Origin of the sequence: Streptococcus sp. K0074, assembly GCF_048843365.1 — a bacterium.
Classification (GTDB): Bacteria; Bacillota; Bacilli; order Lactobacillales; family Streptococcaceae; genus Streptococcus; species Streptococcus mitis_BM.
On record NZ_CP184836.1, the window covers coordinates 2,052,314 to 2,077,511 of the forward strand.

Sequence of the window (25,198 nt, forward strand, 5' to 3'; positions counted from 1 at the left end):
TACCTAGTTTGAAGCAATTTTCAAGTAACTATAATATAAAAAGGGGAAAACCCCTTTTTATATTATAGCATTTATAGTGCCATACTGATGTAGTTAAGGATAAACAAGGCATCCAAAATCCAAATCATGACATGAACATCTTTAGCTTGACCTTTAACAAGCTTAGTCAAAGTGTAAGTCAAGAAACCAACTGCAATCCCTTGAGTGATAGAGTAGCTGAATCCCATAAAGATAGATGTGAAGAAAGCAGGAACCGCTTCAGACATATCGTCCCAATGGATATTTTTCAAGCTAGCCAACATCATAATCCCAACGATAATCAAGATTGGAGCTGTAGCGGCTGTTGGTACGATCGCTAGAAGTGGACTAAAGAAGCTTGAGATCGCAAAACAGATAGCTACAACCAAGGCTGTCAAACCAGTACGTCCACCAGCACCAATACCAGCAGCAGACTCAACATAAGTCGTTACGTTTGAAGTACCTGCAATGGCACCAATTGAAGTACCAATCAAGTCAGAGTAAAGAGCCTTGTCCAACTTAGCTGATTGGTGATTTTCACCATTTGTCGCTACGATACCAACTTTTTCACCTGTACCGATCAAGGTACCAATTGTATCAAAAATATCTGTCAATGAGAAGGCAAGAATGGCCATCAGAGTTTCAGGCAAGCGAGCTGTATCTGAAATCAAAGCTCCCAAACCTTCTGAACCAAGAGCTGCACCAAAGACTGTCTTCAAGTCTTCAAAGGCTGCACCAACATGGTTATTAGCAAAATCGATACTAGACAAATCTACCAAACCAACTGCGATAGCAAGAACAGTTGTTGTCAAGATAGAGAGGATAATTCCTCCTTTAATCCCTTTAATGACAAAGAAGATTGTAATAGCAAGTCCTGCAAGAGCCACCAAAACAGCTGGATTATTAAAGCTGACCAAGCCTGGAACTGCTGAAGCATTTGCTGTAATCGCTGCTTGAGCCTTATCAGCCCCTTCTCCTGCAACCGTGTAATTTCCTGGATCGATAGAAAATTTCAAAAGTCCAGCATTCTTAATACCTACGTAGGCAAGGAAGACACCGATACCAGCTGAAATAGCTGAACGAAGGGCGTTTGGAATCGATTCAATGATCATTTTACGAACATTTGTCAAGGTAATAATCAATGAGATAATTCCACAGATGAAGACCATAGCTAGGGCTTCTTGCCAAGAATAACCGAGTCCAAATACAACTGTAAAGGTAAAGAAGGCATTGAGTCCCATACCTGGCGCTTGAGCATATGGCAAGTTGGCGTAGAAGGCCATCATCAGGGTACCAGCAACTGCACCGATAATCGTTGCGAGGAATACACCCTGAGCAGGCATTCCTGTTTGCGAAAGAATTTGTGGGTTTACAAAGAGAATATAGCTCATTGCAAAGAAAGTTGTTAAACCAGCGAGAACCTCTGTACGAACGTCTGTACCGTTCTCTTTTAGTTTAAATAATTTGTCCATTATCAATCTCCTTTTAATTTTTACGAACAATAATAGAATTATATCATTTATCATTCACTTTTTCAATATCTTTGTTTGATTTATTTAAGAATTTGATGAAATTTCTTTTTTTGTTTCGAATCTGCTTTTCTGCCTGCTTTCTGTTATAATAGTAGACATCTTATCTGAAAAGACACTAGAAAGGTCCCTATGACGAAGAAAATTATTGCAGTTGACCTGGATGGAACCCTGCTCAACTCAGACAGTCAAATTTCTGACTTTACCAAAAAAACCATCAAAAAAGTTGCTGAAAAAGGCCATCAGGTTATTATTACGACAGGTCGCCCTTACCGTATGTCAAAAGATTTTTACCGTGAACTGGGCTTAGACACTCCTATGATTAATTTCAACGGCTCCCTTACTCATTTACCAGACCAAGTTTGGAGCTTTGAAAAGTGTTTAACCGTAGACAAAAAATATCTGCTAGACATGGTTCGACGTTCAGAGGACATTCAAGCCGATTTTATCGCTGGAGAATATCGTAAAAAATTCTACATTACAAATCCTAATGAAGAAATTGCTAATCCCAAACTATTTGGTGTAGAAGCTTTCCAGCCTGAAAATCAATTCCAGCCTGAGTTGGTAACTAAGGATCCTAACTGTATCCTGTTGCAGACCAGAGCCAGTGACAAGTATGCCCTTGCAAAAGAAATGAACGCCTTCTACCAGCATCAACTGTCTATCAATACCTGGGGAGGGCCGCTCAATATCCTTGAGTGTACCCCAAAAGGTGTCAACAAGGCCTTTGCTTTGGACTACTTGCTCAAGGTAATGAACCGCGATAAAAAGGATTTGATTGCCTTTGGAGACGAACACAATGATACCGAAATGCTTGCTTTTGCTGTGAAAGGTTATGCAATGAAAAATGCCAACCCAGAGCTACTCCCCTATGCAGATGAGCAAATTTCCTTGACAAATGACCAAGACGGAGTTGCCAAAACCCTGCAAGACTTATTCTTATAGTTCATTCTGACCAGCTTGCGAGCTGGTCTTTGTGCTCTTTTCACAGTCTCATCAACCAGTTAATCGATTGTTCTACTTTTTGCCTCCAAAACCTTGGAAAAGGCTTTCTTTTGTGATATAATTCACATATAAATACAAGAGAGCTCGTCATACTCGACTCTGTTGACACAAAATCAATCCAGTCCCGTTATCCCTGTTCTCGGTCAATATCAAGGAGGATAGCTATGAAAGCTGTTGTTGTTAATCCAGAAAGCACTGGTGTTGCTGTTGAAGAAAAAGTACTCCGTCCACTTGAAACTGGGGAAGCACTTGTAGAAATTGAATACTGTGGTGTTTGCCACACTGACCTCCACGTTGCCCATGGTGACTTTGGTCAAGTACCAGGACGCGTTCTTGGCCACGAAGGTGTTGGTATCGTTAAAGAAATTGCCCCAGATGTGAAAAGCCTTAAAGTCGGTGACCGCGTCAGCGTTGCTTGGTTCTTTGAAGGATGTGGCACTTGCGAATACTGTACAACTGGCCGTGAAACTCTTTGCCGTACAGTAAAAAATGCTGGCTACTCAGTAGACGGTGGTATGGCTGAACAATGTATCGTAACTGCTGACTATGCTGTTAAAGTTCCTGACGGACTTGATCCAGCCCAAGCCTCTTCTATCACATGTGCTGGTGTAACAACCTATAAAGCTATAAAAGAAGCAAAAGTTGAACCAGGTCAATGGGTTGTTCTTTACGGTGCTGGTGGACTTGGTAACCTAGCTGTTCAATACGCTAAAAAAGTATTCAATGCTCATGTCATCGCAGTTGATATCAATAACGACAAACTTGCCCTTGCAAAAGAAGTAGGTGCGGACATTGTTATTAACGGCCTCGAAGTTGAAGATGTACCTGGACTCATCAAGGAAAAAACTGATGGTGGAGCTCATTCAGCTGTCGTAACTGCTGTGTCTAAAGTTGCCTTCAACCAGGCTGTTGACTCAGTTCGTGCCGGTGGTCGCGTAGTCGCTGTTGGTCTTCCTTCTGAAATGATGGAACTCAGCATCGTGAAAACTGTTCTAGATGGAATCCAAGTCATCGGTTCTCTCGTTGGAACTCGTAAAGACTTGGAAGAAGCCTTCCAATTCGGTGCTGAAGGTTTGGTAGTTCCAGTTGTTCAAAAACGTCCAATAGAAGATGCTGTGGCAATTTTCGACGAAATGGAAAAAGGTCAAATTCAAGGACGTATGGTACTCGACTTCACCCACTAATCTAATAAAAACCTATTTTAAAAGTTGGAATACGCTTCCAACTTTTTTATATTAAATTTTTAAATAAGGATTCAAAAAAACTTCTCTAAAACTCAATATATCAATATTTTCAGATGTAATCTTTTTAATTATTTTATGATAAATAGTTGATTTTTAGATGAAAACGGTTTATACTTAAAAAGTCTTAAAGTTTTCTTAAACGAAAACTAAAACAAAAAAGGAGGAATGACAATAATGAGTATCGGAATCATTATTGCGAGCCACGGCGAATTTGCTGCGGGTATTCATCAGTCAGGATCTATGATCTTTGGTGAACAAGAAAAGGTTCAAGTTGTAACCTTTATGCCAAATGAAGGTCCTGATGATCTATACGCTAAGTTTAATAACGCTGTTGCTGCATTTGACGCAGAAGATGAGGTTCTAGTTTTGGCTGACCTTTGGAGTGGATCTCCATTTAACCAAGCTAGTCGCGTGATGGGAGAAAATCCTGAGCGTAAGTTTGCCATCATCACAGGACTTAACTTACCGATGTTAATTCAAGCCTACACAGAGCGCCTCATGGACGCTGCTGCAGGTGTAGAAAAAGTCGCTGCTAATATCATTAAAGAAGCCAAAGATGGCATCAAAGCTCTTCCAGAAGAGCTAAACCCAGTTGAGGAAGTAGCAAGCGCTGCAGCTGCTCCAGTTGCCCAAGCTGCTATTCCAGAAGGAACTGTCATCGGAGACGGTAAACTCAAAATCAACCTTGCCCGTCTAGACACTCGTTTACTTCACGGTCAAGTTGCAACTGCTTGGACTCCAGATTCAAAAGCAGACCGTATCATCGTTGCTTCAGATAACGTAGCTAAAGACGAATTACGTAAAGAATTGATTAAACAAGCAGCTCCAGGTAAAGTGAAAGCAAATGTTGTTCCTATCCAAAAACTAATCGACGTTGCAAAAGATCCTCGCTTCGGAGGAACACATGCCCTTATCTTGTTTGAAACACCTCAAGATGCCCTTCGTGCTATCGAAGGTGGCGTGCCAATCAAAACTCTTAATGTTGGATCAATGGCTCACTCAACTGGTAAAACAATGGTTAACAACGTTTTGTCTATGGATAAAGAAGACGTTGCTACATTTGAAAAAATGCGTGACCTTGGTGTTGAATTTGATGTACGTAAAGTACCAAACGACACCAAAAAAGATTTGTTTGACTTGATCAACAAAGCAAACGTGCAATAATCGATTTTATGAAAGGATTTTAAAGATGTCTATTATTTCTATGGTTTTAGTAGTCGTTGTAGCCTTCCTAGCAGGTCTTGAAGGTATCCTCGACCAGTTCCAATTCCATCAACCAATCGTAGCTTGTACCCTTATCGGTCTTGTTACCGGTAACCTTGAAGCAGGGATTATCCTTGGTGGTTCTCTTCAAATGATCGCCCTTGGTTGGGCTAACATCGGAGCTGCCGTAGCTCCTGACGCTGCTCTTGCTTCTGTTGCTGCTGCCATTATCATGGTTCTTGGTGGCGACTTTACTAAGACAGGTATCGGTGTTGCCCAAGCGGTTGCTATCCCTCTTGCAGTTGCTGGTCTATTCTTGACTATGATTGTCCGTACACTCTCTGTCGGATTGGTTCACACTGCTGATGCTTCTGCTAAAAAAGGTGACTTCAAAGCAGTTGAACGTGCTCACTTTGTCGCACTTCTTCTTCAAGGTCTTCGTATTGCAGTCCCTGCAGCACTCCTTCTAATGGTACCAACTGAAACAGTACAAAGCATTCTAAATGCTATGCCTGATTGGCTCAAAGATGGTATGGCTATCGGTGGTGGTATGGTTGTTGCCGTTGGTTACGCTATGGTTATCAACATGATGGCAACTCGTGAAGTATGGCCATTCTTCGCTATCGGTTTCGTGCTTGCTGCCGTGTCAGATATTACTCTAATCGGATTTGGTGCTATCGGTGTTGCTATCGCTCTTATCTACCTTCACCTTTCTAAAACTGGTGGAAACGGTGGCGGTGGAGCCGCAACTTCTAACGACCCAATCGGCGATATCCTAGAAGACTACTAAGATAAGAAAGGACTGAAAACATCATGACTGAAAAACTTCAATTAACTAAATCAGATCGTAAAAAAGTTTGGTGGCGTTCAACTTTCTTACAAGGTTCTTGGAACTATGAACGTATGCAAAACTTGGGTTGGGCTTACTCATTAATTCCAGCTCTTAAAAAACTCTACACTAAAAAAGAAGATCAAATCGCTGCTCTTGAACGCCATCTTGAGTTCTTCAACACTCACCCATATGTAGCCGCTCCAATCATGGGGGTTACTCTTGCACTTGAAGAAGAACGTGCTAACGGTGTTGAAATTGATGATGCTGCTATCCAAGGGGTTAAAATCGGTATGATGGGACCTCTTGCTGGTATCGGTGACCCAGTATTCTGGTTTACAGTACGCCCAATCCTTGGATCACTCGGTGCTTCACTTGCCCTTACTGGTAATATCTTAGGTCCAATCCTCTTCTTCGTTCTTTGGAACTTGATTCGTATGTCATTCTTGTGGTATACACAAGAGATTGGATACAAGGCTGGATCAGAAATCACTAAAGATATGTCTGGCGGTATCCTCCAAGACATCACTAAAGGAGCTTCTATCCTTGGTATGTTCATTCTTGCTGTCCTTGTTCAACGTTGGGTAAATATTAAATTTGCTTTCGATGTTGCCAAAGTTCAACTAGATGAAAAAGCTTATATCCATTGGGATAAATTGCCAGAAGGATCTAAAGGTATCCAAGAAGCATTCGCACAAGTAGGACAAGGATTGTCTCAAACACCTGAAAAAGTTACTACTTTCCAACAAAACTTGGATATGTTGATCCCTGGACTATCAGGACTACTCCTTACTCTCCTTTGCATGTACTTGCTTAAGAAAAAAGTATCTCCAATCACTATTATCCTTGCACTCTTCGCAGTGGGTATTGTGGCACATGTTCTTCACATCATGTAATCAAGCAACTTAAAAGGAATCAGGTTCTAAAATCTGATTCCTTTTTTCTATACTTTTATTCGGCCAAGGCACCCATTGGATCCCATGGTGCGAGTACAATTGGTTCTGCTTCATAGGCAGCTTGTTCTTCTGCTGTCAGCAATTCCTTACGGACAACGATTTGGTAAGTGTATTCGTCCATCCAAGCGTCTGAGGCAACAAAGTAACCATCGGTACCAACCTTGTCTCCCCATGAGTTTTCAACCTTCCACTTGGTTGACTTCCCATTTTCATCCAAATCAACACCTGTCAAGACCATGGCGTGGGTCATTAAGCTTTCGCTGTAATCCAAACGTCCAGCCTTGTCTTGAGTGAGTTTAATGTCCATGCTTGATTCAAAGTCATAAACATCTGTCGCAAGGATTCCAGCCTTACGGTTGCTGAGCTGGCCGACATCAGAACCAAACCAAACAGTCTCACCTGCTTGCATTTGAGCAATTGCCAACTCTTTCAAGCGCTCCATCGGCACGTTGATGTAACGAACCGCACGGCTACCAACCACATTTCCTAACATCTCAACTGTGTAAGATTGGCCGTAAGGCTTGTCAGCAGTTGGGGCGTTGATAACAGAAACGTAGTCTTCTAGAGGAAGATTGACATATTTCTTGTAAAACTCTTGTGGTGTAATGCCCTTTTCACTTTGGTAGTTGTTATCTTTATCGCGATAAGCAAAGTCAAATTTACGTGGTGGAAGTCCTAAAGACATAGCAAGAAAGTTAAAGATTTCTTGCAAGAGGTCTTCTTTCTTAGCTTGAACAGTCGCTTGGTCTGCACCAGAAGCAAGCAAGTCACGCAAGACTTGAGCATCTTGGCGAAGCAATTTGTTGAGGATGGCATTGAGCTCACGGCTGCTGCTAGAAGAAACAGACTCAGGGTAAACTGACTTAGGAACGACACCATATTTCTCAAAAAGAGAGACCACCATATCCCACTGTCCACCGTCTTGTTGAGGTGTTTGAAGTAGGAATTTAACCTTACGGCTTGTCAAGTCTTGGTCTGCAGTCGCAATCACTTGCTCCAAGAACCAGTTGGATTTCTCATACTTGTCCCAGAAGAATGTATGAGCCTGTGACAACTCAAAATTCTCCAGTTTGTATTGTGAGATGAGCTTGTGGCGGAAGGTGTTGAGAGCCGCAAACATCCAGCAACGACCAGACGCTTTCTGGTTTGTTACCTTGTCCTTGGTCAAATCCAATGAGAAAACAGGTGTATTGTCTACATGGCTTTGACGACGTTCTAGAGCTGCAAAAATTCCGTTGTGGCTGACAGCATTTTCAATCGCTTGGTATTTGACATTTGCTTCATAATTGGCAAATAGTTTATCAGTAAATGATTCTTGAATAGCGTTCATAGATTCCTCCTTTTATTCTACAGTCTATTATAACTCTTTTCACAAAGGAAGCAACTGAAAAACATAAAAGGCAAGGACATTCTTCCTCACCTTTTTCGAATATAAACTAAATTAAGCAATACTAGCACGGAGATCTTCTAATTCTTCCTTGGTCAAGCGACGCCACTCTCCTCGCTGCAAGTTCTCATCCAATACTAGAGTTCCCATAGTCAAACGTTGCAAGTCTACTACTTCCTTGCCACAGTAGCCCACCATACGCTTGATCTGATGAAACTTCCCTTCTGCAATGGTCACACGGATTTGGCTTTGATTCTTTTCTGGATCTATGGACACAATCTCCAGTCTAGCGGGCTGACAGGTAAAGTCTTTGAGCGGAATGCCCTTAGCAAATATATCCACATCTTCTTGGGTCATGATTCCCTTGACTTGTGCCAGATAAGTCTTGTCCACATGACGCTTGGGCGAAAGAAGAGCATGGGCCAGCTGACCATCATTGGTCAAGAGCAAAAGACCATGCGTGTCAATATCCAAGCGCCCTACTGGGAAAACTTCCTTGCTCCGAGCCAAGTCATCCAACAAGTCCAACACCGTTCTGTGTTTAGGATCCTCAGTCGCTGAGATAACTCCTTGGGGCTTGTTCATCATGTAGTAGACAAACTCTTCATACTCCAACACTTGCCCATCAAAGCGAATCTCATCTCTTTCTTCATCAATCTGCAATTTAGCTGATTTTTCTTTTTTACCATTTACCGTCACGCGACCAGCCTTGAGCAAGTTTTTGACCTCAGTTCGGCTCCCCACAGCGCAGGCAACTAAAAATTTATCTAATCTCATAGAACTATTATATCATATCAAAAGGAGGCTGTCTCAATGACCAACCTCCTTTTCATTTCATACTCTTCAAACCGCGTCAACGTCGCCTTGCCGTATATATGTTACTGACTTCGTCAGTTCTATCTGCAACCTCAAAACAGTGTTTTGAGCTGACTTCGTCAGTTCTATCTACAACCTCAAAACAGTGCTTTGAGTAACCTGCGGCTAGTTTCCTAGTTTGCTATTTGATTTTCATTGAGTATCAGATTTAAGAAATTAACTTCCTCGTCTCCAGAAAATCGCTAAGACAATCATGGAACCTAGTACTGCCGGAATAATGGCAGTTCCTGCTATTATCGGTCCCCAAGTCCCAAAAAGCAAGTGGCCTATAAAGGCACCAATCCATCCGAGAAACATTTTTCCAAAACATCCCATTCGCTCTCCACGATTGGTCAGAGTACCTGCTAAAAATCCCACTAGGAGACCAACGAACATACTTCCTAACATATTATCTCCTTAATTTGCCCAATCTCCGTTACGGAAGAGTGGTACACGTGTCCCATCCTCACGGATACCATCGATATCCATTTGGTTAGAACCAATCATAAAGTCTACGTGAACATCTGAACGGTTAAGCCCCGCAGCTTCAAGCTCCCCTTCGCTCATCTCCGCTCCACCAACTACGCTAGTCGCATAGGCTGCACCGATAGCCAAGTGATTTGACGCATTCTCATCGAAAAGGGTGTTAAAGAAGGTAATGCCTGACTGAGAAATTGGGCTTGGATCTGGTACCAAGGCACATTCACCCAAGGCACGCGCACCCGCATTTTCAAAGACAAGGTCTTTCATGACCTGATCGCCCTTCTCAGCAGTGATATCTACGATTTGTCCATCCTTAAAGGTTACCTTAATACCTTCAATAATGTTTCCGTTATAGCTAAGCGGTTTTGTAGAAGTGACATAACCATCTGCACGACGGAAGTCAGGTGCTGTGAAGACTTCCTCTGTCGGCATATTTGGCAAGAATCCTTCGCCCTGTGCATTGATAGCCCCAGCTGATTCCCAAACGTGGTTCTTCGGCAAACCAAGTGTCAAATCTGTCCCTGGCGCTGTGTAGTGAAGGGCTGAAAATTGCTCTTTATTAAGCATATCGGCCTTGCTCTTGAGGATAGCTGCATGCTCTTCCCAAGCCTTAACAGGATCTTCTTCATAGACACGGCAAGTTTTGAAGATTTGGTCCCAAAGGAGATCAACTGCTTCTTCATCGCTCGCAGCATTTGGAAAGACTTTCTTAGCCCACTCAAGTCCAGCAGCGGCTGCTACAGTCCAACTAACCTTGTTGGATTGAGTTGCGATACGCATTGGCTTCATAGCAAGTCCCATAGCTTTAGCAGAAGCCGAAAGCTTGTCAGCGTCCACTCCGTTCAAGGCACCTGGATCAGATGAACGAACCCCAAGACGGCTAGCTTTGTTCTCTAAAAGATAGTTCATCTCAGCAATCTTGTATTCTGGCACATTGTCCAAACGCTCCATCGGCGCATGGAGGAATTTCTCACGGTTAATGACATCATCTGTCCACTGAACGATAACCTCATGCGCACCCAAGGCATAAGCTTCTTTGACAATTAAGTGAGCCAACTCACGTTGCTCCACATCGATAGAGAGAGCCAAAGTGTGACCAGGTTGCACATTGATTCCGTTCGCAACCAACAATTTCGCATATTTTTCTAGATTTTCTTTAAAATTTGGTAAAACCATTCTATTCTTCCTTTTCTTTTTGTTTATTTTTCTTTCAAAGCAGAAAATAATCCTGCTAAAGCAATGGCACCAGACAAGAGTGCTGTTGATAGAAGAATTGTTTGATCAGCAAGTTCTAATTGATATTCAAATACCTTCTCAGCCGGCTTATCTTCCGCAAAAATTCTTAGTTTCATGAGAACCCCCTTAAAATTTATTAAAACAAATCACTATGACTTCCTGTCCTCAGCAAATTTAAAATCAATTCTGCCTTGTCTACTTTATAAACCAAAAGCCAATCTGGCTGGATATGGCATTCACGAACTCCTTGAAAATGCTTGGATGCCGTCAATTGATGATCACGATATATAGCAGGAAGTTCTTTTTCTTGAACAAGAAAATTTAAAACTTCTTCTAATCATTCTACCTTCAAACCACGCTTCATAGCCAACTTAAAATCTTTTTTTAAACTGTTTATGATAACGAATCTTAAGCACGCAAATCCTCCATCAAGTCAGAGACTGATTCAAAGGATTGGCTCATATTACGATTTTGGTCTAAATCCGTTAATACCTCAAGCAACTTCCGATTCTCGTCTAGTCTAACATCGAAAGGTAAACCCTGATATTGAATAGCTTGACGAAGGAAAATATTGATGGCAGTCGTCATATCCATTCCCAGATTATTAAACACCTGTTGGGCCTGCTCCTTGACCTCACTATCCAAACGGATACTCATGCTCGTCTTTGACATACTCTCACCCTCTTTCTATAGACTATTTTAACAAAAAAGAAGGCTAATGTAAATCTATTGGATATACATTAGCCTCTTTGGGTAGATGATTAAACAATTTTTTTAAAACAACTCATCAAACAAACTCAACTGGTTATCCTCTGGCATATTGCCCAGAATCCCCATTTCATCCATCTTTTCAACCAATGTTGATGAGAGCCCACCACGCTTGCGCAATTCTGTTTTAGAGAGGAATTCTCCCTCTTCACGCGCTCGCACTAGCTGCTTGGCAACGTTCTCTCCTAGACCATCCATTGCTACAAATGGTGGAATGAGGGTATCCCCATCGATGAGGAACTCTGTCGCCTGACTACGGTAGAGATCGAGTTTTCCAAACTTGAAACCACGTTCCCACATCTCATTGACAATCTCAAGAGTTGTATAAAGATCAATTTCCACATTAGAAGCTTCATTGTTCTTCCGTTTTTCAGAGATTTCTTCCATTCTGCGTTTGATGGTATCCAAGCCCGCCCCCATAGTCTTGATATCAAAGGCTTTCGCACGGATTGAGAAGTAAGCACAGTAATAATAAATGGGATGGTGAACCTTGAAGTAAGCTACACGCAAGGCCATCATAACGTAGGCTGCCGCATGGGCTTTAGGGAACATGTACTTGATTTTCCCACAGGACTCGATATACCACTCTGGAACCTTATTAGCCTTCATAGCTTCGATATAGCCATTTCTCTCCTCTTCTGAAATCTTCAGCCACAAACCCTTACGTACCCGTTCCATAATGGTAAAGGCCATCTTAGGTTCCAGACCAGCATGCATGAGGTAGACCATGATGTCGTCCCGACAACCGATAACAGTCGATAGATCCGCTATTCCTTGCTTGATCAAATCTTGGGCATTTCCCAACCACACATCGGTACCGTGGGACAGTCCAGACAGCTGAAGCAACTCTGCAAAAGTCGTCGGATGCGTTTCATCGACCATGCCTCGGACAAAGTTGGTTCCAAACTCTGGAATCCCCAACATACCCGTCGGCGTTCCGATTTGCTCAGGTGTCACTCCTAGCACATCAGTCCCAGAAAAGAGGGCCATTACGCCTTCGTCATCCATAGGAATTTCATTAGGGTCAATCCCAGACAAGTCCTGCAGTTTTCGAATCATGGTCGGATCATCATGCCCCAGCACATCAAGTTTGAGGACGTTCTCATCGATATCGTGGAAGTTAAAGTGAGTGGTTTGCCATTCAGCCGTCACGTCATCTGCTGGATACTGAACAGGCGTAAAGTCGTAGACATCCATGTAGTTAGGAATAACAACGATTCCCCCCGGGTGTTGACCTGTCGTCCGCTTGACACCAGCCGCACCTTGAGCGAGGCGTTCTACCTCTGCATCACGATAAAACTTGCCATAGTCCCGCTCGTAACCCTTGACAAATCCATAGGCAGTCTTGGCAGCCACCGTACCAACCGTTCCTGCACGGAAGGCATATTCCTCACCAAAGATATCACGCACATCCAAGTGGGCACTAGGCTGATCTTCTCCCGAGAAGTTCAAGTCAATATCAGGAACCTTGTCTCCATCAAAACCAAGGAAGGTCTCGAACGGAATATCCTGGCCATTTTTACTGAGTTTGTGACCACATTTTGGACAATCCTTATTGGGCATATCAAAACCTGAACCATAAGAACCGTCTGTGATAAACTCGCTGTATTGACACTGACCACAGACATAGTGAGGAGATAGAGGATTAACCTCCGTAATCCCAATCATGGTCGCAACGAAACTAGATCCGACAGATCCTCGAGAACCTACCAAGTAACCCCGTTCATTGGAACGTTGCACCAGCATCTGGGAAGCCAGATAAATCACGGCAAATCCATTCCCCAGAATAGAAGTTAATTCTTTTTCAATCCGCAAATCGACAATATCTGGCAGTGGATTTCCATAAATCTCAAATGCCTTCTTATAGGTTAACTCAGCGACCGTTTCTTCAGCCTTATCGATAAAAGGCGTATACAAGTCACCCTTAACGACCTCAACGGGTTCAAAGATTTCTGCCAAAGCATTGGTGTTTTCAATAACCAACTTCCGAGCTAATTCCTCTCCCAAGAAGGCAAATTCATCCAACATCTCATTAGTCGTTCGAAAATGAGCCTTTGGAAGTGGTGCTGGTTGGGCATGTTCTCCATGACCGATAGTTCGGTTAATCATAGCCCCCTGTCCCAAACTACGGACGATAATTTCACGGTAAATCTCTTCTTCTGGTTCGATATAGTGAACATTTCCGGTAGCCAAAACGGGCTTGCCAAGGCGTTCTCCAACCTCTATCAAACTTTTGATAATGGTCTGGAGTTCTTCCATATCCTTAACCTGCTCCTTGGCAATCAGTGGCGCGTAGATAGCTGGAGGCATGACCTCGATAAAATCATAATACTTGGCCACCTCAACCGCCGCATCCACACCTTGAGAAACAACTGCATCGAAAACTTCGCCTTCAGAGCAAGCTGAGCCTAAAATCAAACCTTCCCGATGGGCATCTAAAACCGTTCTCGGAACCCGTGGCACCCCTTCAAAGTACTTGGTATTGGATAAAGAAACCAGCTTAAAGATATTTTTTAGACCTACCTGATTCTTGACATAGATGGTCGCATGCTTGATCCGAGCTTTTTTATAAGAATCTGGACTAATCAAATCGATGTTAAGTCTAGCCAAGTCGGTTACACCATGTTTTTCTGCCACCTCTTTGATAAAGATGAAGAGCAGACGACCAGTAGCTTCCGCATCGTAGTTGGCCATGTGGTGATGTTCTAAGGCCACACCAAAACGCTTGGTCAAAGGTCCCAAACCATGACGTTTATACTCAGGATAGAGGTTTCTAGCAAACTCCAGCGTATCAATAACTGGCTGAGTAATCTTTGGCAGACCATGACGCTCATAGTTGGCATTCATAAAGCCAACGTCAAAGGTCGCATTGTGGGCAACTAAGACCGTATCCTTGCAGAATTCTTGGAATTCTTGCAAAACTTGTTCCAGTGGTTTGGCATTTTTGACATGGTCATCTGTAATTCCAGTCAACTCAGTAGTAAAAGCTGACAAGGGATGTCCAGGATTGATAAATTCATCAAATTCAGCAATAACATTCCCCTTGTACATCTTAGAGGCCGCAACCTGAATCAAATCATTATAGATAGCTGAAAGCCCCGTCGTTTCCACGTCAAAGACCACGTAGGTCGCTTCCGACAAGTCCATCTCCACTTCGTTGTAGACGATAGGGACACGGTCCTCCACGATATTGGCTTCCATACCATAGATCAGCTGGATTCCCGCTTTCTTAGCAGCCTTATAGCCATGTGGGAAGGACTGAACATTTCCATGGTCTGTGATGGCAACCGCCTTGTGTCCCCACTTAGCAGCTGTCGCAACGATTTCTTCTACCTCTGGTAGTGCATCCATGGTCGACATATTAGTATGAGCATGAAACTCAACCCGTCGTTCTCCTTCTGGCATTAAATCCTTCCGCTCATAGTGAATAACTTCCTGCACGTCTTGCACGTTCATAGTCAAATCGCGTGTGAAGTTATTCATCTCCACATTCCCACGCACTCGGAGCCAAGAATTTTTCTTGATTAGATCAAATTTCTGAGCCTCTTCCTCATTCTTAACCCACTTTTGCATAGAAAAACTTGAAGTATAGTCCGTCATTTTAAAGTTGATCAAAACACGCCCTGTTCTGGTCACTTTTTGCTCCACATCAAACACAACCCCTTCAAAGACCAGACGATTTTCCTCAGTCGTCACTTCGATCATAGGAGTAATCTCCGCCTTTTCCAGCTTCGGTTTAGCTGCAACTTTTTTCGCTTGAAAATCAAAGGATGGTTTCTCTTCCGCTGGAGGAGGTGCCATCTGTTCTAGTTGTTCCATAGCACGGAGCGCTTCCTCATTGGCCGCTTGAACAATCTGCTCATTTTCAGCATGAAAGGCCTCTTCCTGCTCTTGGGTCAGGACATCATTCTTCTCGACTTGACAATTAAAAGTTGGAAAGCCAAATTTTTCAAGTTGTTTAGCTAAATTAGGAAGGTGATTTTTTTTAAAGTGTTCCTTATCAATCGCCTCAGATCCTTCAATAAATAGTTGATTGCCCTCCGCACGAATTCGCAAATTCTGATAAAGGGACTTAAAACCTTGACTAGCACATGGCCCTTCAGAAAAAGCCTCTCTATAGTAGAACTGCAAGAGTTGATTTGAAAATTCTTGAGACAGAGCCTTGATTTCGAAAATAGCTTTATTGCCTGTCTTAGAAAATTCTTCCCTCAAACCTTTCTTTAATTCTAAAAAGATTTCTATCGGTAAAATATTAGAAAATACGAAATGAAACTCCCATATCTTACTAATTTTATGAACCACAACTCGCTCAATATCGGCCTGTGCTAAAGCAGGAGCCTGTCTCATTTCAGCAGGTATCCCCAATTGATTCATCAAAATTTCAAAACTATTTGACATTCATTTTCCTCACATTATTCTCCTACTATTTTACCATACTTAGAGGTGTTTTCTAAAGACAAAAGGAAGCCACTAAGTGACTTCCTTCTAGAGTGAGGACTGATTAGTCTTCACCTTTATTTTTCTTAATGATTTCTTCTTGTACTGACTTAGGTACATCTTCGTAGTGGTCAAATACCATCATGAAGGTACCACGTCCTTGAGATGCAGAACGAAGAACTGTTGCGTAACCGAACATTTCAGCAAGTGGAACGTAAGCACGAACGATTTGGCTGTTACCGTGTGCTTCCATACCATCTACACGTCCACGACGAGCAGTTACGTGACCCATAACATCACCAAGGTTTTCTTCTGGAACAGTGATGGTTACAAGCATCATTGGCTCAAGGATAGCTGGTTGTGCTGATTTAGCAGCTTCTTTAAGGGCAAGTGAAGCCGCGATCTTGAAGGCAGTTTCAGATGAGTCGACATCGTGGTATGAACCATCGTAAAGCTTCGCTTTAACGTCAACCATTGGGTAACCTGCAAGAACACCGTTAGCCATAGATTCTACCAAACCTTTTTCAACCGCTGGGATAAATTCACGAGGAACCACACCACCGACGATTGCGTTTTCGAATTCGAATCCTTTACCTTCTTCGTTTGGACTAAACTCAATCCATACATCACCGAATTGACCTTTACCACCAGACTGACGTTTGAAGAATCCACGTGCTTGAGTAGAAGCGCGGAATGTTTCACGGTAAGATACTTGAGGAGCACCTACGTTCGCTTCAACTTTAAACTCACGACGCATACGGTCAACAAGGACGTCAAGGTGAAGTTCACCCATACCTGAGATAACTGTTTCACCAGTTTCAACGTTTGTCTCAACGCGGAATGTTGGATCTTCTTCAGCCAATTTTTGAAGGGCGATACCCATCTTATCTTGGTCAGCTTTAGATTTTGGCTCAACCATCAACTGGATAACTGGTTCTGGAACGTGGATTGACTCAAGGATGATTTTAGCTTTTTCATCTGTCAATGAATCACCAGTAGTTGTATCCTTCAAACCAATAGCAGCTGCAATATCACCAGCATAAACAGTTTCGATTTCTTGACGACTATTGGCATGCAATTGCACAAGACGTCCGATACGTTCACGTTTACCTTTAGAAGTGTTCATTACGTAAGAACCTGATTGAAGAACACCTGAGTATACACGGAAGAATGTCAAACGACCTACAAATGGGTCTGTTGCAATCTTGAAGGCAAGAGCTGCGAATGGCTCTTCGTCAGATGCTGGACGAGTTTCTTCTTCGTCTGTATCTGGGTTGATACCTTTGATTGCTGGGATGTCAAGTGGGCTTGGAAGGTAGTCGATAACCGCATCAAGCATCAATTGAACACCCTTGTTCTTGAAGGCAGAACCACACAATACTGGGAAGAATTCAACGTTGATAGTTGCTTTACGGATAGCAACTTTCAATTCTTCGTTAGTGATTTCTTCACCTTCAAGGTATTTCATCATCAAGTCTTCATCAGTTTCAGCAACTGCTTCAACCAATTTTTCACGGTATTCTTGAGCTTGGTCAAGGTATTCAGCTGGGATGTCTTCTTCAAGGATATCTGTACCAAGGTCGTTAGTATAGATTTCAGCTTTCATCTTGATCAAGTCGATGATACCACGGAAGTCATCTTCAGAACCGATTGGCAATTGGATTGGGTGTGCATTTGCTTGAAGACGATCGTGAAGTGTGCTTACAGAATAAAGGAAGTCAGCACCGATTTTGTCCATTTTGTTGGCAAATACGATACGTGGAACTCCATACTCAGTTGCTTGGCGCCAAACTGTTTCAGTTTGAGGCTCAACACCTGATTGTGAGTCAAGAACGGTAACCGCACCATCCAATACACGAAGAGAACGTTGTACTTCGATTGTGAAGTCCACGTGTCCTGGTGTGTCGATGATGTTTACGCGGTGGTTGTTCCATTGAGCTGTTGTCGCAGCAGATGTGATAGTGATACCACGCTCTTGCTCTTGCTCCATCCAGTCCATTTGTGACGCACCTTCGTGAGTTTCACCGATTTTGTGGATTTTACCAGTGTAGTAAAGAATACGCTCAGTAGTTGTTGTTTTACCAGCATCGACGTGAGCCATGATACCGATATTACGAGTTTTTTCAAGTGAAAATTCGCGTGCCATGAGGTTTGTTTCTCCTATTTATTTTTGATTTCTATTCTATTATAACATGATTTTAATAAAAACGGATAGGCAGGACCTACCCGTTCTCAATGTTTTCATGCTATTGTTGGTTTCAACTTGTAGATTTACAAGTTGAATTGAACTCGGGCTAAAAGCCCAAGTTAGTTGAGTTGAGCTCAAGCTAAAAGTCTAGAGAAAAAGATGAATCTCATTGGTTGCAATCGCAACCTGCTTTGATTCCCTATTTTCTCTGGGACTTTCTTAACGCTTTCGCATCCTATATTACCAACGGAAGTGTGCGAATGCACGGTTAGCTTCAGCCATACGGTGAGTGTCTTCACGTTTCTTAACTGCTGCACCAGTGTTGTTAGCAGCATCCAAGATTTCTTTTGCAAGACGATCTTGCATTGTGTGTTCACCACGAAGACGAGCTATTGTTACCAACCAACGAAGTCCAAGTGTTGTACGACGTTCTGGACGAACTTCAACTGGGACTTGGTAGTTAGAACCACCAACACGACGTGCACGTACTTCAAGTACAGGCATGATGTTTTCCATAGCTGTTTCAAATACTTCAAGTGCATCGTTTCCAGTAGCTTCTTTGATTTGCTCAAAGGCACCGTAAACGATTGAAGCAGCTGTACCACGTTTACCATCAAGCATAACGCGGTTGATAAGACGAGTAACTAGTTGTGAATTGTAAAGCGGATCTGGCAATACGTCACGTTTTGGAGCTCTATTTTTACGACTCATTTCTCTTTATCCCCTTTCCTTATGCTTTTGGACGTTTAGTACCGTATTTAGAACGGCCTTGTTTACGATCGTTAACACCTGCAGTATCAAGTGCACCACGGACGATATGGTAACGTACCCCTGGAAGGTCTTTTACACGTCCACCACGAAGAAGCACCACGCTGTGCTCTTGCAAGTTGTGTCCGATACCTGGGATGTAGGCAGTAACTTCGATAAGGTTGCTCAAACGTACACGAGCGAATTTACGAAGGGCTGAGTTAGGTTTTTTAGGTGTCATTGTTCCAACACGAGTTGCAACACCACGTTTTTGTGGTGAAGAAACGTTTGTTTGAACTTTTTTATGACTGTTGTAACCAACGTTCAAAGCTGGTGATTTAGATTTTTCTACTTTTGATTTACGCGGTTTGCGAACCAATTGGTTAATTGTAGGCATCTACATTCTCCTGTGTTTTTTTATTTTTGGTGATGATACACTTGGTGACAGCTATCATCTGTGTGTACTTTTGCAACATTTGTCAGCACGTCCCTGTACACTCTTGAGAGACCAAAAGTAAAAAGTACCGTCTATTATTGTAACAAAATTTTCCATTGGTTGTCAAGATATTTTTCTTTTTTATTGTTAATTTTAGCTCTTTTGTAGTGCTCCCCCAAAAAAGAAAAAGGAGGAATCCCACCCTCCTAAAGTTAGTATTGTTCCATTCAATCCCATCAATTTTAACAAATAATGTTCAAAAAAATATTATATCATCACAACCAACCAGATTCTTTCGCGATATTAGCTGCCTCTGTTCGATTACCTGCATCTAGTTTCGAAAGAATATTGGTGACATAGTTTCGGACTGTTCCGTTGGATAGATAAAGTTTGTCTGCAATTTCTTGGTTAGAGAAGCCCTGAGCAATTCCCTTTAAAACTGCGATTTCTTGTTCTGTCAACGGATTGGGATGCGTCATCACCACTTCCATCAATTCAGGAGAATACTCCTTGCGCCCTTCGAGGACAGTGTGCAAGGTTTGCATGAGGTCTGCAATGTTTCTTTCTTTTAATACATAAGCATCTACTCCAGCCTTGACCGCACGTTCAAAATACCCAGGACGCTTGAAGGTCGTCACCACAACCACCTTTGTTGCTAGATTTTCTGCTCGAATCCACTCCAAGACTTCAAGACCTGTCTTAACAGGCATTTCTACGTCAAGGATGGCGATATCTACAGACTCCTTTTCTAATAGTTGGATTGCTTCTTGCCCATTCTTGGCTTGAAAGACAGAGTCTACACCTGGTTGAAGCGTGAGCAATTGACACATAGCATCTCGCAACATACTTTGATCTTCTGCGACTAATACTTTCATCTACTTTCTCTCCTTATAAGGTAGTCGAACCTGAACTTCTGTCGGTTGTTTCTGACTAATCACATTTACCTCTCCCGAAAATGGAAGAACACGATCTCGAACTGTATGGAGGTCATCCCCCTTTATAGAAGCAAAGCCACAGCCATCATCTCTCACTGTTAGAATGAGTTCTTTCTCTGTCCGTTCTAATTTTAAGTAGACTTTAGACGCTTGGGCATGTTTGATGATATTGGTCACTAATTCAAGCAAAATCATGGAAGCCGTTGACTCCAATTCCTGAGTTAAGCTAGCTGTATCTAGTTGATTAGCTATTTCCACCTCAATTCCAGCAATTTCTAACATCTTTTTCACAGTCTCTAGTTCGGATGTCAAAGTTCTAGACTTAAGATTTTCCACAATGGTTCGCACTTCACGCATTGATTCTTTGCTAATTTGCTGTATTTCTCTTAATTCCTTTTCCACCTGTGAATAAGCCTGTATTTGAAATAACTGCAAGGCTAGATCAGTTTTAACACTAATCATAGCAAAGGTATGCCCCAGACTATCATGCAAATCTTGACCGATACGACTGCGTTCATTTTCAGCAAGCAATAGATTTATCTGCGCATTTTGCTTAGCCTGAGCTTCTTTCAAATCCTCCACAATACGAATCCGAACCAAGCCAAAAGTCATTAAATCGATAAAAGTGATAATTCCAAGCAGATAGACTAGAAACTCAACTTCAACTTCCTGAAAAATCAAAAGTTGCCCCACAACAAGGAATTGAGCAAGGAGAAAAGTCCGGACATGTAAAGAATTAAAACTACGTACGCCGAAATGATAAATTAAGAGATTGGCAAGGAAAAAGAAGAACCAGATATAATTTACACCAACAAAGGCAGTATTCCCAGCTACATAGACTAGCATAATCACCCAACAGAGCCAGGATAAACGCTGACTCTTGGTGGTTAAAACACCTAAGTAAGCCAAGACAAACAGAATGTCAATCAACAAATGCCAGCTAGGAAGCTCCCCAGTCACTACAGGAACGATGGGAAAAACCATAAAAATCAAACTGGTCCAATACATATAGTCTATGCTTTTCAGTCTTTCAAGCATTAAGCATTCTCCTTATGACCTTGAAGGTAAATGGTCAAACCAAACAAAACTGCTGAAAAAACAAGTAGATAAACTGTGGCTGATAGATTGATGCCATCCTCATTTAAGAAGGTCTTGAGCAACTCCATCAACTGATAAGTTGGTAGGCACTTCCCGATTGCTTGCATCCAGTCTGGAAATAAAGAGATGGGCATCCAGAGTCCGCCTAAAACAGCCAAGCCTAGATAGAGAAGATTGCCCACGACAGACATCAGCTGACTAGAAGGCAAGAGTGTCAAGGTCAATCCAAGCGCTACAAAAGCTACACTTCCTACTATCAACAAGAACGCCGCCCCAATCCAGCTTCCTAGAGGCATATCTACACCTCTGACCAAGTGCCCAACTGAGAAAACAACCAGGATTGAGACCAAATAATCAACCATCATACTTGTTATCTTTGATAGATAATATTCTACCATATTTACAGGGGTATGGCGTAATGTTTTCTGCCAGTTGTTGATTTTATCGGTATGTAAAACAGCTGGAAATGAAAACATAGCTGTCGACATCATGGAAAAAGCCGTCATGGAGATGAGGTAGTCGCGCATAAAATTAGCAGGTCCACCAGGTGTGTCCTGGTACATGCCTGAAAAGAATAAATAGAATGCTGTCGGCATCCCTACGGATAATGGATAATAGACTAATTGTCGTTTGGTCAATAGAAATTCTATCTTGTTTAGTGCGGTCCATCGTTTCATCTTAGTCATCTCCCTTTTGTGTTTCTTCAAAGATTGTATCCAGTAAGCTACGATTATTGACTTCAATTTCTTGAATCCTACATCCTGCTTGCACTAACAGTTCCCAAAAAGCATCTGCTTCGCGTGTGACTACTTGTAGAGCATCCTGTTTTTGTGACCAGTTTTCAACCAAGTTTGACTGTTCGACAACTTCCTTATATGCTAGAGGAAGGATAAAGTGCTTTTCAATCTCCTCACTGCGCATGGCTAGAGGTGTTGTATCGCGAATCAACTCTCCCTTATTCAAGACCAAGATTCGATCCGCTGTATGCTCTACATCTTCGATATAATGGGACGAATAGAGGATGGTTACTCCCTGAGCTTTTAACTCCTGAACAATTTCCCAAAAGCGTTGACGAGTTGAAGTATCCATGGCAGCAGTTGGTTCATCTAAAAAGACAAGCTTTGGTCGCCCAATCAAGGTCAAGACAAAAGAGAAGAGACGCTTTTGCCCGCCTGACAATTTTTCTGCAAATTGCTCTTTCTGTTGCTGTTCAAACTGCAATAGTTGATCAATTTCTTGTCTGCTCAAAGGGTTTGGATAAATACTTTGAAAGAAAGCAATTAATTCTTTAACCTTTAATTTCTGTACGATCACATTTTCTTGAGGGAGGTAAGCTCTAGTATAGTCTAACTTAGAACTCGTCACTGGTAAACCTTGAATAGATACTTGACCGCTTGTGACCAGTTTATCTCCAAGCAGACAGTCCAAGAGTGTGGTCTTCCCAGCACCATTTGGCCCAATCAAGGCGACGCATTCACCTTCAGCTACCTCAAAGGAAATATCCTTCAAAATAGCCTTGCCCTTGATGTTTTTATTTAGGCTTTCTACCTTAATCATGTTCATGATATTCTCCTTTCAGCCACTCCTTTCCCATAGGAAAGGCGATAAAAATCATAAATCCTAGTCCCCAGGCACCACGGATGAATTGGTGAAGGAAGGTTTGATCAAACCTTCCTGTAAACATTTCTACCAACCATACCACTAGTGATAGTCCAATAAAAAGATAGAGAAACGCTTTTTTCATTTTTCAAACTCCTTTTTCACATCTGAGACTAACTTCAAACCTTCTCGGATAAGCCAGGACATCATTCCAAATCCTGCAAATAGCTCCCAAGGAAAATGATAGAAATCTTCATCCAATCCTGAGAACATGAGATAAGTCATGACTCCTGCTGCTACTAGACTCATTGCGACAATTACTTTATGTTTCATTTTTTCTTCCTCCACTTGATACATCTAGTATAATTCTTTGAAGGTAGAATCACTAGAAGCTTCTGTCATGAGGAGATATGACAAATGTCATAAAAATTCTGTTCAAAACAAGCAAGATACACTATACAATAAAACACAAGTAGAAAAATCTAAGGCAGCTTCCTCAAAAGAAATATCAAACCCCATTCACACTATAATGTAAACTAATACTTATTTAAAATCCAAAGAGCAGAAATTTTTATCGCACAAACACATATATTATAGGCAGGACAAAAAATTCTTCAATTACTTTCTTAAAAGTTTGTAAGAATTATACAATCTGTTAAATTTTAATTTATGAACCTAAACTACAGTATTCATTGAACAAATCAGGAAACAAAAAAGTATACACGATCAAAATGAATTACTGAAATTAAAAAAAAAAGAGAGAAGAAAACTGTTTCTCTCTTAATGGGCTCTATAATATTTGTAGTGGGTAACCCCCTATGGATATTATGGAGCCTTTTTTGTGTAGAAAAAAAGTCCCATATGACCTATAATGAAAAGCGATCAAACAACTCATTAGAAAGAATCATATGGAACAATTACATTTTATCACAAAACTACTCGATATCAAAGACCCTAATATCCAATTTATGGATATCATCAATAGGGATACACACAAAGAAATCATCGCCAAACTAGACTACGATGCTCCATCTTGTCCTTATTGTGGAAGTCAAATGAAAAAATATGACTTTCAAAAGCCGTCTAAGATTCCTTACCTCAAAACGACTGGTATGCCTACTAGAATTCTTCTGAAAAAGCGTCGTTTCAAGTGCTATCATTGCTCGAAGGTGATGGTCGCCGAGACCTCACTCGTCAAGAAGAATCATCAAATTCCTCGTATCATCAACCAAAAGATTGCGCAAAAGCTGATTGAAAAGACTTCTATGACCGATATTGCTCATCAGCTGGCTATTTCAACTTCAACTGTCATTCGTAAGCTCAATGACTTCCGTTTTAAGTCTGATTTTTCTTACCTCCCTGAGATTATGTCCTGGGACGAGTACGCTTTTACAAAGGGAAAGATGAGCTTTATTGCACAAGATTTTGACAAGCTCAACATTATCACTGTTCTTGAAGGCAGAACACAGGCTATCATCCGAAATCACTTTCTGCGCTACGAGCGAGCTGTTCGTTGTCAGGTGAAAATCATTACGATGGATATGTTTAGCCCTTACTACGATATTGCCAGTAAACTTTTTCCTAACGCTAAAATCGTTCTTGACCGCTTTCACATTGTCCAACATCTAAGCCGTGCTATGAGTCGTGTCCGTGTCCAAATCATGAATCAATTTGAGCGAAAATCCCATGAATACAAGGCCATCAAACGCTACTGGAAACTCATTCAACAGGATAGTCGTAAACTGAGTGATAAACGATTTTATCGCCCTACTTTTCGTATGCACTTAACGAATAAAGAGATTCTAGACAAGATTTTGAGCTATTCAGAAGACTTGAAACACCACTACAATCTCTATCAACTCTTGCTTTTTCACTTTCAGAACAAGGAACCTGACAAATTCTTCGGACTTATTGAGGACAATCTAAAGCAGGTTCATCCTCTTTTTCAGACTGTCTTTAAAACCTTTCTAAAGGACAAAGAGAAAATCGTCAACGCCCTTCAACTCCCCTATTCTAACGCCAAACTGGAAGCGACCAATAATCTCGTTAAACTTATCAAACGAAATGCCTTTGGATTTCGGAACTTTGAAAACTTCAAAAAACGAATTTTTATCGCTCTCAATATCAAAAAAGAAAGGACAAATTTCGTCCTTTCTAGATCTTAGCTTTTCTTCAACCCACTACAGTTGACAAAGAGCCATATCTAGTTAAATAAAAAAGATACGCTTACGTATCTCTGTAATGA

Annotated in this window: 23 protein-coding genes and 1 pseudogene; 6 read left to right on the top strand and 18 right to left on the bottom strand. The window is 41.7% G+C overall.

Going from position 1 to position 25,198, the window contains the following annotated elements:
* Positions 1–71: 71 nt before the first annotated feature.
* Positions 72–1,490, bottom strand: a complete 1,419-nt coding sequence (locus ACN076_RS10225) for an NCS2 family permease (RefSeq protein ID WP_000359256.1) — start codon at positions 1,488–1,490, stop codon at positions 72–74.
* Between the two features lie 189 nt (positions 1,491–1,679).
* Between ACN076_RS10225 and ACN076_RS10230 the strand changes: the two genes are divergently transcribed.
* The 5 genes from ACN076_RS10230 (at position 1,680) to ACN076_RS10250 (ending at position 6,724) form a co-directional block, all read left to right on the top strand.
* Positions 1,680–2,492 carry a Cof-type HAD-IIB family hydrolase gene (locus ACN076_RS10230; protein WP_420789934.1) on the top strand — a complete coding sequence of 271 codons (813 nt, stop codon included), beginning with the start codon at positions 1,680–1,682 and terminating at the stop codon, positions 2,490–2,492.
* A 224-nt stretch (positions 2,493–2,716) separates the two neighbouring features.
* A complete protein-coding gene (adhP, locus tag ACN076_RS10235; RefSeq protein WP_000649185.1) occupies positions 2,717–3,736 on the top strand; it encodes an alcohol dehydrogenase AdhP in 1,020 nt (339 codons plus the stop codon).
* A 234-nt stretch (positions 3,737–3,970) separates the two neighbouring features.
* Positions 3,971–4,960 (top strand): PTS sugar transporter subunit IIB, encoded by a 990-nt coding sequence (locus ACN076_RS10240; protein ID WP_004258131.1) that lies wholly within the window; start codon positions 3,971–3,973, stop codon positions 4,958–4,960.
* Between the two features lie 25 nt (positions 4,961–4,985).
* Positions 4,986–5,789, top strand: coding sequence for a PTS mannose/fructose/sorbose transporter subunit IIC (locus ACN076_RS10245; RefSeq protein ID WP_000022716.1), 804 nt, complete (start codon positions 4,986–4,988; stop codon positions 5,787–5,789).
* Positions 5,790–5,812: 23 nt separating this feature from the next.
* A complete protein-coding gene (locus ACN076_RS10250; protein ID WP_000136864.1) occupies positions 5,813–6,724 on the top strand; it encodes a PTS system mannose/fructose/sorbose family transporter subunit IID in 912 nt (303 codons plus the stop codon).
* Between the two features lie 55 nt (positions 6,725–6,779).
* Here ACN076_RS10250 and pepC read toward each other — a convergent pair whose 3' ends face one another.
* The 17 genes and pseudogenes from pepC to ACN076_RS10335 all read right to left on the bottom strand — a co-directional run bounded on the left by pepC (position 6,780) and on the right by ACN076_RS10335 (position 23,286).
* On the bottom strand, positions 6,780–8,114 hold the full coding sequence (gene pepC, locus ACN076_RS10255) for an aminopeptidase C (RefSeq protein WP_420789935.1): 1,335 nt from the start codon (positions 8,112–8,114) through the stop codon (positions 6,780–6,782).
* A gap of 111 nt (positions 8,115–8,225) precedes the next feature.
* A complete protein-coding gene (locus ACN076_RS10260; RefSeq protein WP_420789936.1) occupies positions 8,226–8,948 on the bottom strand; it encodes a pseudouridine synthase in 723 nt (240 codons plus the stop codon).
* Positions 8,949–9,203: 255 nt separating this feature from the next.
* On the bottom strand, positions 9,204–9,434 hold the full coding sequence (locus ACN076_RS10265; protein WP_000901572.1) for a GlsB/YeaQ/YmgE family stress response membrane protein: 231 nt from the start codon (positions 9,432–9,434) through the stop codon (positions 9,204–9,206).
* 9 nt (positions 9,435–9,443) lie between these two features.
* Positions 9,444–10,685: an aminopeptidase gene (locus ACN076_RS10270; RefSeq protein ID WP_261030993.1), complete on the bottom strand. Its 1,242-nt coding sequence runs from the start codon at positions 10,683–10,685 to the stop codon at positions 9,444–9,446.
* Between the two features lie 23 nt (positions 10,686–10,708).
* Positions 10,709–10,861 (bottom strand): hypothetical protein, encoded by a 153-nt coding sequence (locus ACN076_RS10275; protein ID WP_000776626.1) that lies wholly within the window; start codon positions 10,859–10,861, stop codon positions 10,709–10,711.
* A gap of 20 nt (positions 10,862–10,881) precedes the next feature.
* Positions 10,882–11,161: pseudogene (locus tag ACN076_RS10280) on the bottom strand (type II toxin-antitoxin system YafQ family toxin).
* Positions 11,154–11,417: a type II toxin-antitoxin system RelB/DinJ family antitoxin gene (locus tag ACN076_RS10285; protein WP_000047859.1), complete on the bottom strand. Its 264-nt coding sequence runs from the start codon at positions 11,415–11,417 to the stop codon at positions 11,154–11,156. The pseudogene ACN076_RS10280 and the gene ACN076_RS10285 overlap by 8 nt, the downstream one beginning before the upstream one ends.
* Positions 11,418–11,519: 102 nt before the next feature.
* Positions 11,520–15,911: a PolC-type DNA polymerase III gene (locus ACN076_RS10290; protein ID WP_420789937.1), complete on the bottom strand. Its 4,392-nt coding sequence runs from the start codon at positions 15,909–15,911 to the stop codon at positions 11,520–11,522.
* 103 nt (positions 15,912–16,014) lie between these two features.
* Positions 16,015–18,096, bottom strand: a complete 2,082-nt coding sequence (gene fusA / locus ACN076_RS10295) for an elongation factor G (RefSeq protein WP_023943516.1) — start codon at positions 18,094–18,096, stop codon at positions 16,015–16,017.
* Positions 18,097–18,378: 282 nt separating this feature from the next.
* Complete coding sequence (rpsG, locus tag ACN076_RS10300) at positions 18,379–18,849, bottom strand: 30S ribosomal protein S7 (protein ID WP_000087873.1); 471 nt, start codon at positions 18,847–18,849, stop codon at positions 18,379–18,381.
* 19 nt (positions 18,850–18,868) lie between these two features.
* Complete coding sequence (gene rpsL / locus ACN076_RS10305) at positions 18,869–19,282, bottom strand: 30S ribosomal protein S12 (protein ID WP_001142332.1); 414 nt, start codon at positions 19,280–19,282, stop codon at positions 18,869–18,871.
* A 314-nt stretch (positions 19,283–19,596) separates the two neighbouring features.
* Positions 19,597–20,196, bottom strand: a complete 600-nt coding sequence (locus ACN076_RS10310) for a response regulator transcription factor (protein ID WP_420789938.1) — start codon at positions 20,194–20,196, stop codon at positions 19,597–19,599.
* Positions 20,197–21,294, bottom strand: coding sequence for a sensor histidine kinase (locus ACN076_RS10315; RefSeq protein ID WP_420789939.1), 1,098 nt, complete (start codon positions 21,292–21,294; stop codon positions 20,197–20,199).
* On the bottom strand, positions 21,294–22,031 hold the full coding sequence (locus tag ACN076_RS10320; RefSeq protein WP_420789940.1) for an ABC transporter permease: 738 nt from the start codon (positions 22,029–22,031) through the stop codon (positions 21,294–21,296). The genes ACN076_RS10315 and ACN076_RS10320 overlap by 1 nt, the downstream gene beginning before the upstream one ends.
* Position 22,032: 1 nt before the next feature.
* Positions 22,033–22,917: an ABC transporter ATP-binding protein gene (locus ACN076_RS10325; protein WP_420789941.1), complete on the bottom strand. Its 885-nt coding sequence runs from the start codon at positions 22,915–22,917 to the stop codon at positions 22,033–22,035.
* On the bottom strand, positions 22,904–23,098 hold the full coding sequence (locus ACN076_RS10330; protein ID WP_049499537.1) for a hypothetical protein: 195 nt from the start codon (positions 23,096–23,098) through the stop codon (positions 22,904–22,906). Before ACN076_RS10330 ends, ACN076_RS10325 begins: the two co-directional genes overlap by 14 nt.
* Positions 23,095–23,286, bottom strand: coding sequence for a hypothetical protein (locus ACN076_RS10335; RefSeq protein ID WP_012972435.1), 192 nt, complete (start codon positions 23,284–23,286; stop codon positions 23,095–23,097). Before ACN076_RS10335 ends, ACN076_RS10330 begins: the two co-directional genes overlap by 4 nt.
* 575 nt (positions 23,287–23,861) lie before the next feature.
* On the opposite strand from ACN076_RS10335, the gene ACN076_RS10340 reads away from it, so the two are divergent.
* Complete coding sequence (locus ACN076_RS10340) at positions 23,862–25,118, top strand: ISL3 family transposase (RefSeq protein WP_420789538.1); 1,257 nt, start codon at positions 23,862–23,864, stop codon at positions 25,116–25,118.
* Positions 25,119–25,198: the final 80 nt, after the last annotated feature.

Excerpts from the sequence above, each read along its gene's own strand:
- ACN076_RS10240 (WP_004258131.1), top strand. The coding sequence starts at position 3,971 with ATGAGTATCGGAATCATTATTGCGAGCCACGGCGAATTTGCTGCGGGT.
- rpsG (WP_000087873.1), bottom strand. The coding sequence starts at position 18,849 with ATGAGTCGTAAAAATAGAGCTCCAAAACGTGACGTATTGCCAGATCCG.
- ACN076_RS10265 (WP_000901572.1), bottom strand. The coding sequence starts at position 9,434 with ATGTTAGGAAGTATGTTCGTTGGTCTCCTAGTGGGATTTTTAGCAGGT.
- ACN076_RS10340 (WP_420789538.1), top strand. The coding sequence starts at position 23,862 with ATGGAACAATTACATTTTATCACAAAACTACTCGATATCAAAGACCCT.
- ACN076_RS10315 (WP_420789939.1), bottom strand. The coding sequence starts at position 21,294 with ATGCTTGAAAGACTGAAAAGCATAGACTATATGTATTGGACCAGTTTG.
- ACN076_RS10335 (WP_012972435.1), bottom strand. The coding sequence starts at position 23,286 with ATGAAACATAAAGTAATTGTCGCAATGAGTCTAGTAGCAGCAGGAGTC.
- ACN076_RS10285 (WP_000047859.1), bottom strand. The coding sequence starts at position 11,417 with ATGTCAAAGACGAGCATGAGTATCCGTTTGGATAGTGAGGTCAAGGAG.
- ACN076_RS10325 (WP_420789941.1), bottom strand. The coding sequence starts at position 22,917 with ATGAACATGATTAAGGTAGAAAGCCTAAATAAAAACATCAAGGGCAAG.
- ACN076_RS10260 (WP_420789936.1), bottom strand. The coding sequence starts at position 8,948 with ATGAGATTAGATAAATTTTTAGTTGCCTGCGCTGTGGGGAGCCGAACT.
- ACN076_RS10310 (WP_420789938.1), bottom strand. The coding sequence starts at position 20,196 with ATGAAAGTATTAGTCGCAGAAGATCAAAGTATGTTGCGAGATGCTATG.
- pepC (WP_420789935.1), bottom strand. The coding sequence starts at position 8,114 with ATGAACGCTATTCAAGAATCATTTACTGATAAACTATTTGCCAATTAT.
- adhP (WP_000649185.1), top strand. The coding sequence starts at position 2,717 with ATGAAAGCTGTTGTTGTTAATCCAGAAAGCACTGGTGTTGCTGTTGAA.
- rpsL (WP_001142332.1), bottom strand. The coding sequence starts at position 19,282 with ATGCCTACAATTAACCAATTGGTTCGCAAACCGCGTAAATCAAAAGTA.
- ACN076_RS10320 (WP_420789940.1), bottom strand. The coding sequence starts at position 22,031 with ATGAAACGATGGACCGCACTAAACAAGATAGAATTTCTATTGACCAAA.
- ACN076_RS10245 (WP_000022716.1), top strand. The coding sequence starts at position 4,986 with ATGTCTATTATTTCTATGGTTTTAGTAGTCGTTGTAGCCTTCCTAGCA.
- ACN076_RS10250 (WP_000136864.1), top strand. The coding sequence starts at position 5,813 with ATGACTGAAAAACTTCAATTAACTAAATCAGATCGTAAAAAAGTTTGG.
- ACN076_RS10290 (WP_420789937.1), bottom strand. The coding sequence starts at position 15,911 with ATGTCAAATAGTTTTGAAATTTTGATGAATCAATTGGGGATACCTGCT.
- ACN076_RS10230 (WP_420789934.1), top strand. The coding sequence starts at position 1,680 with ATGACGAAGAAAATTATTGCAGTTGACCTGGATGGAACCCTGCTCAAC.
- ACN076_RS10275 (WP_000776626.1), bottom strand. The coding sequence starts at position 10,861 with ATGAAACTAAGAATTTTTGCGGAAGATAAGCCGGCTGAGAAGGTATTT.
- ACN076_RS10330 (WP_049499537.1), bottom strand. The coding sequence starts at position 23,098 with ATGAAAAAAGCGTTTCTCTATCTTTTTATTGGACTATCACTAGTGGTA.
- ACN076_RS10270 (WP_261030993.1), bottom strand. The coding sequence starts at position 10,685 with ATGGTTTTACCAAATTTTAAAGAAAATCTAGAAAAATATGCGAAATTG.
- fusA (WP_023943516.1), bottom strand. The coding sequence starts at position 18,096 with ATGGCACGCGAATTTTCACTTGAAAAAACTCGTAATATCGGTATCATG.
- ACN076_RS10225 (WP_000359256.1), bottom strand. The coding sequence starts at position 1,490 with ATGGACAAATTATTTAAACTAAAAGAGAACGGTACAGACGTTCGTACA.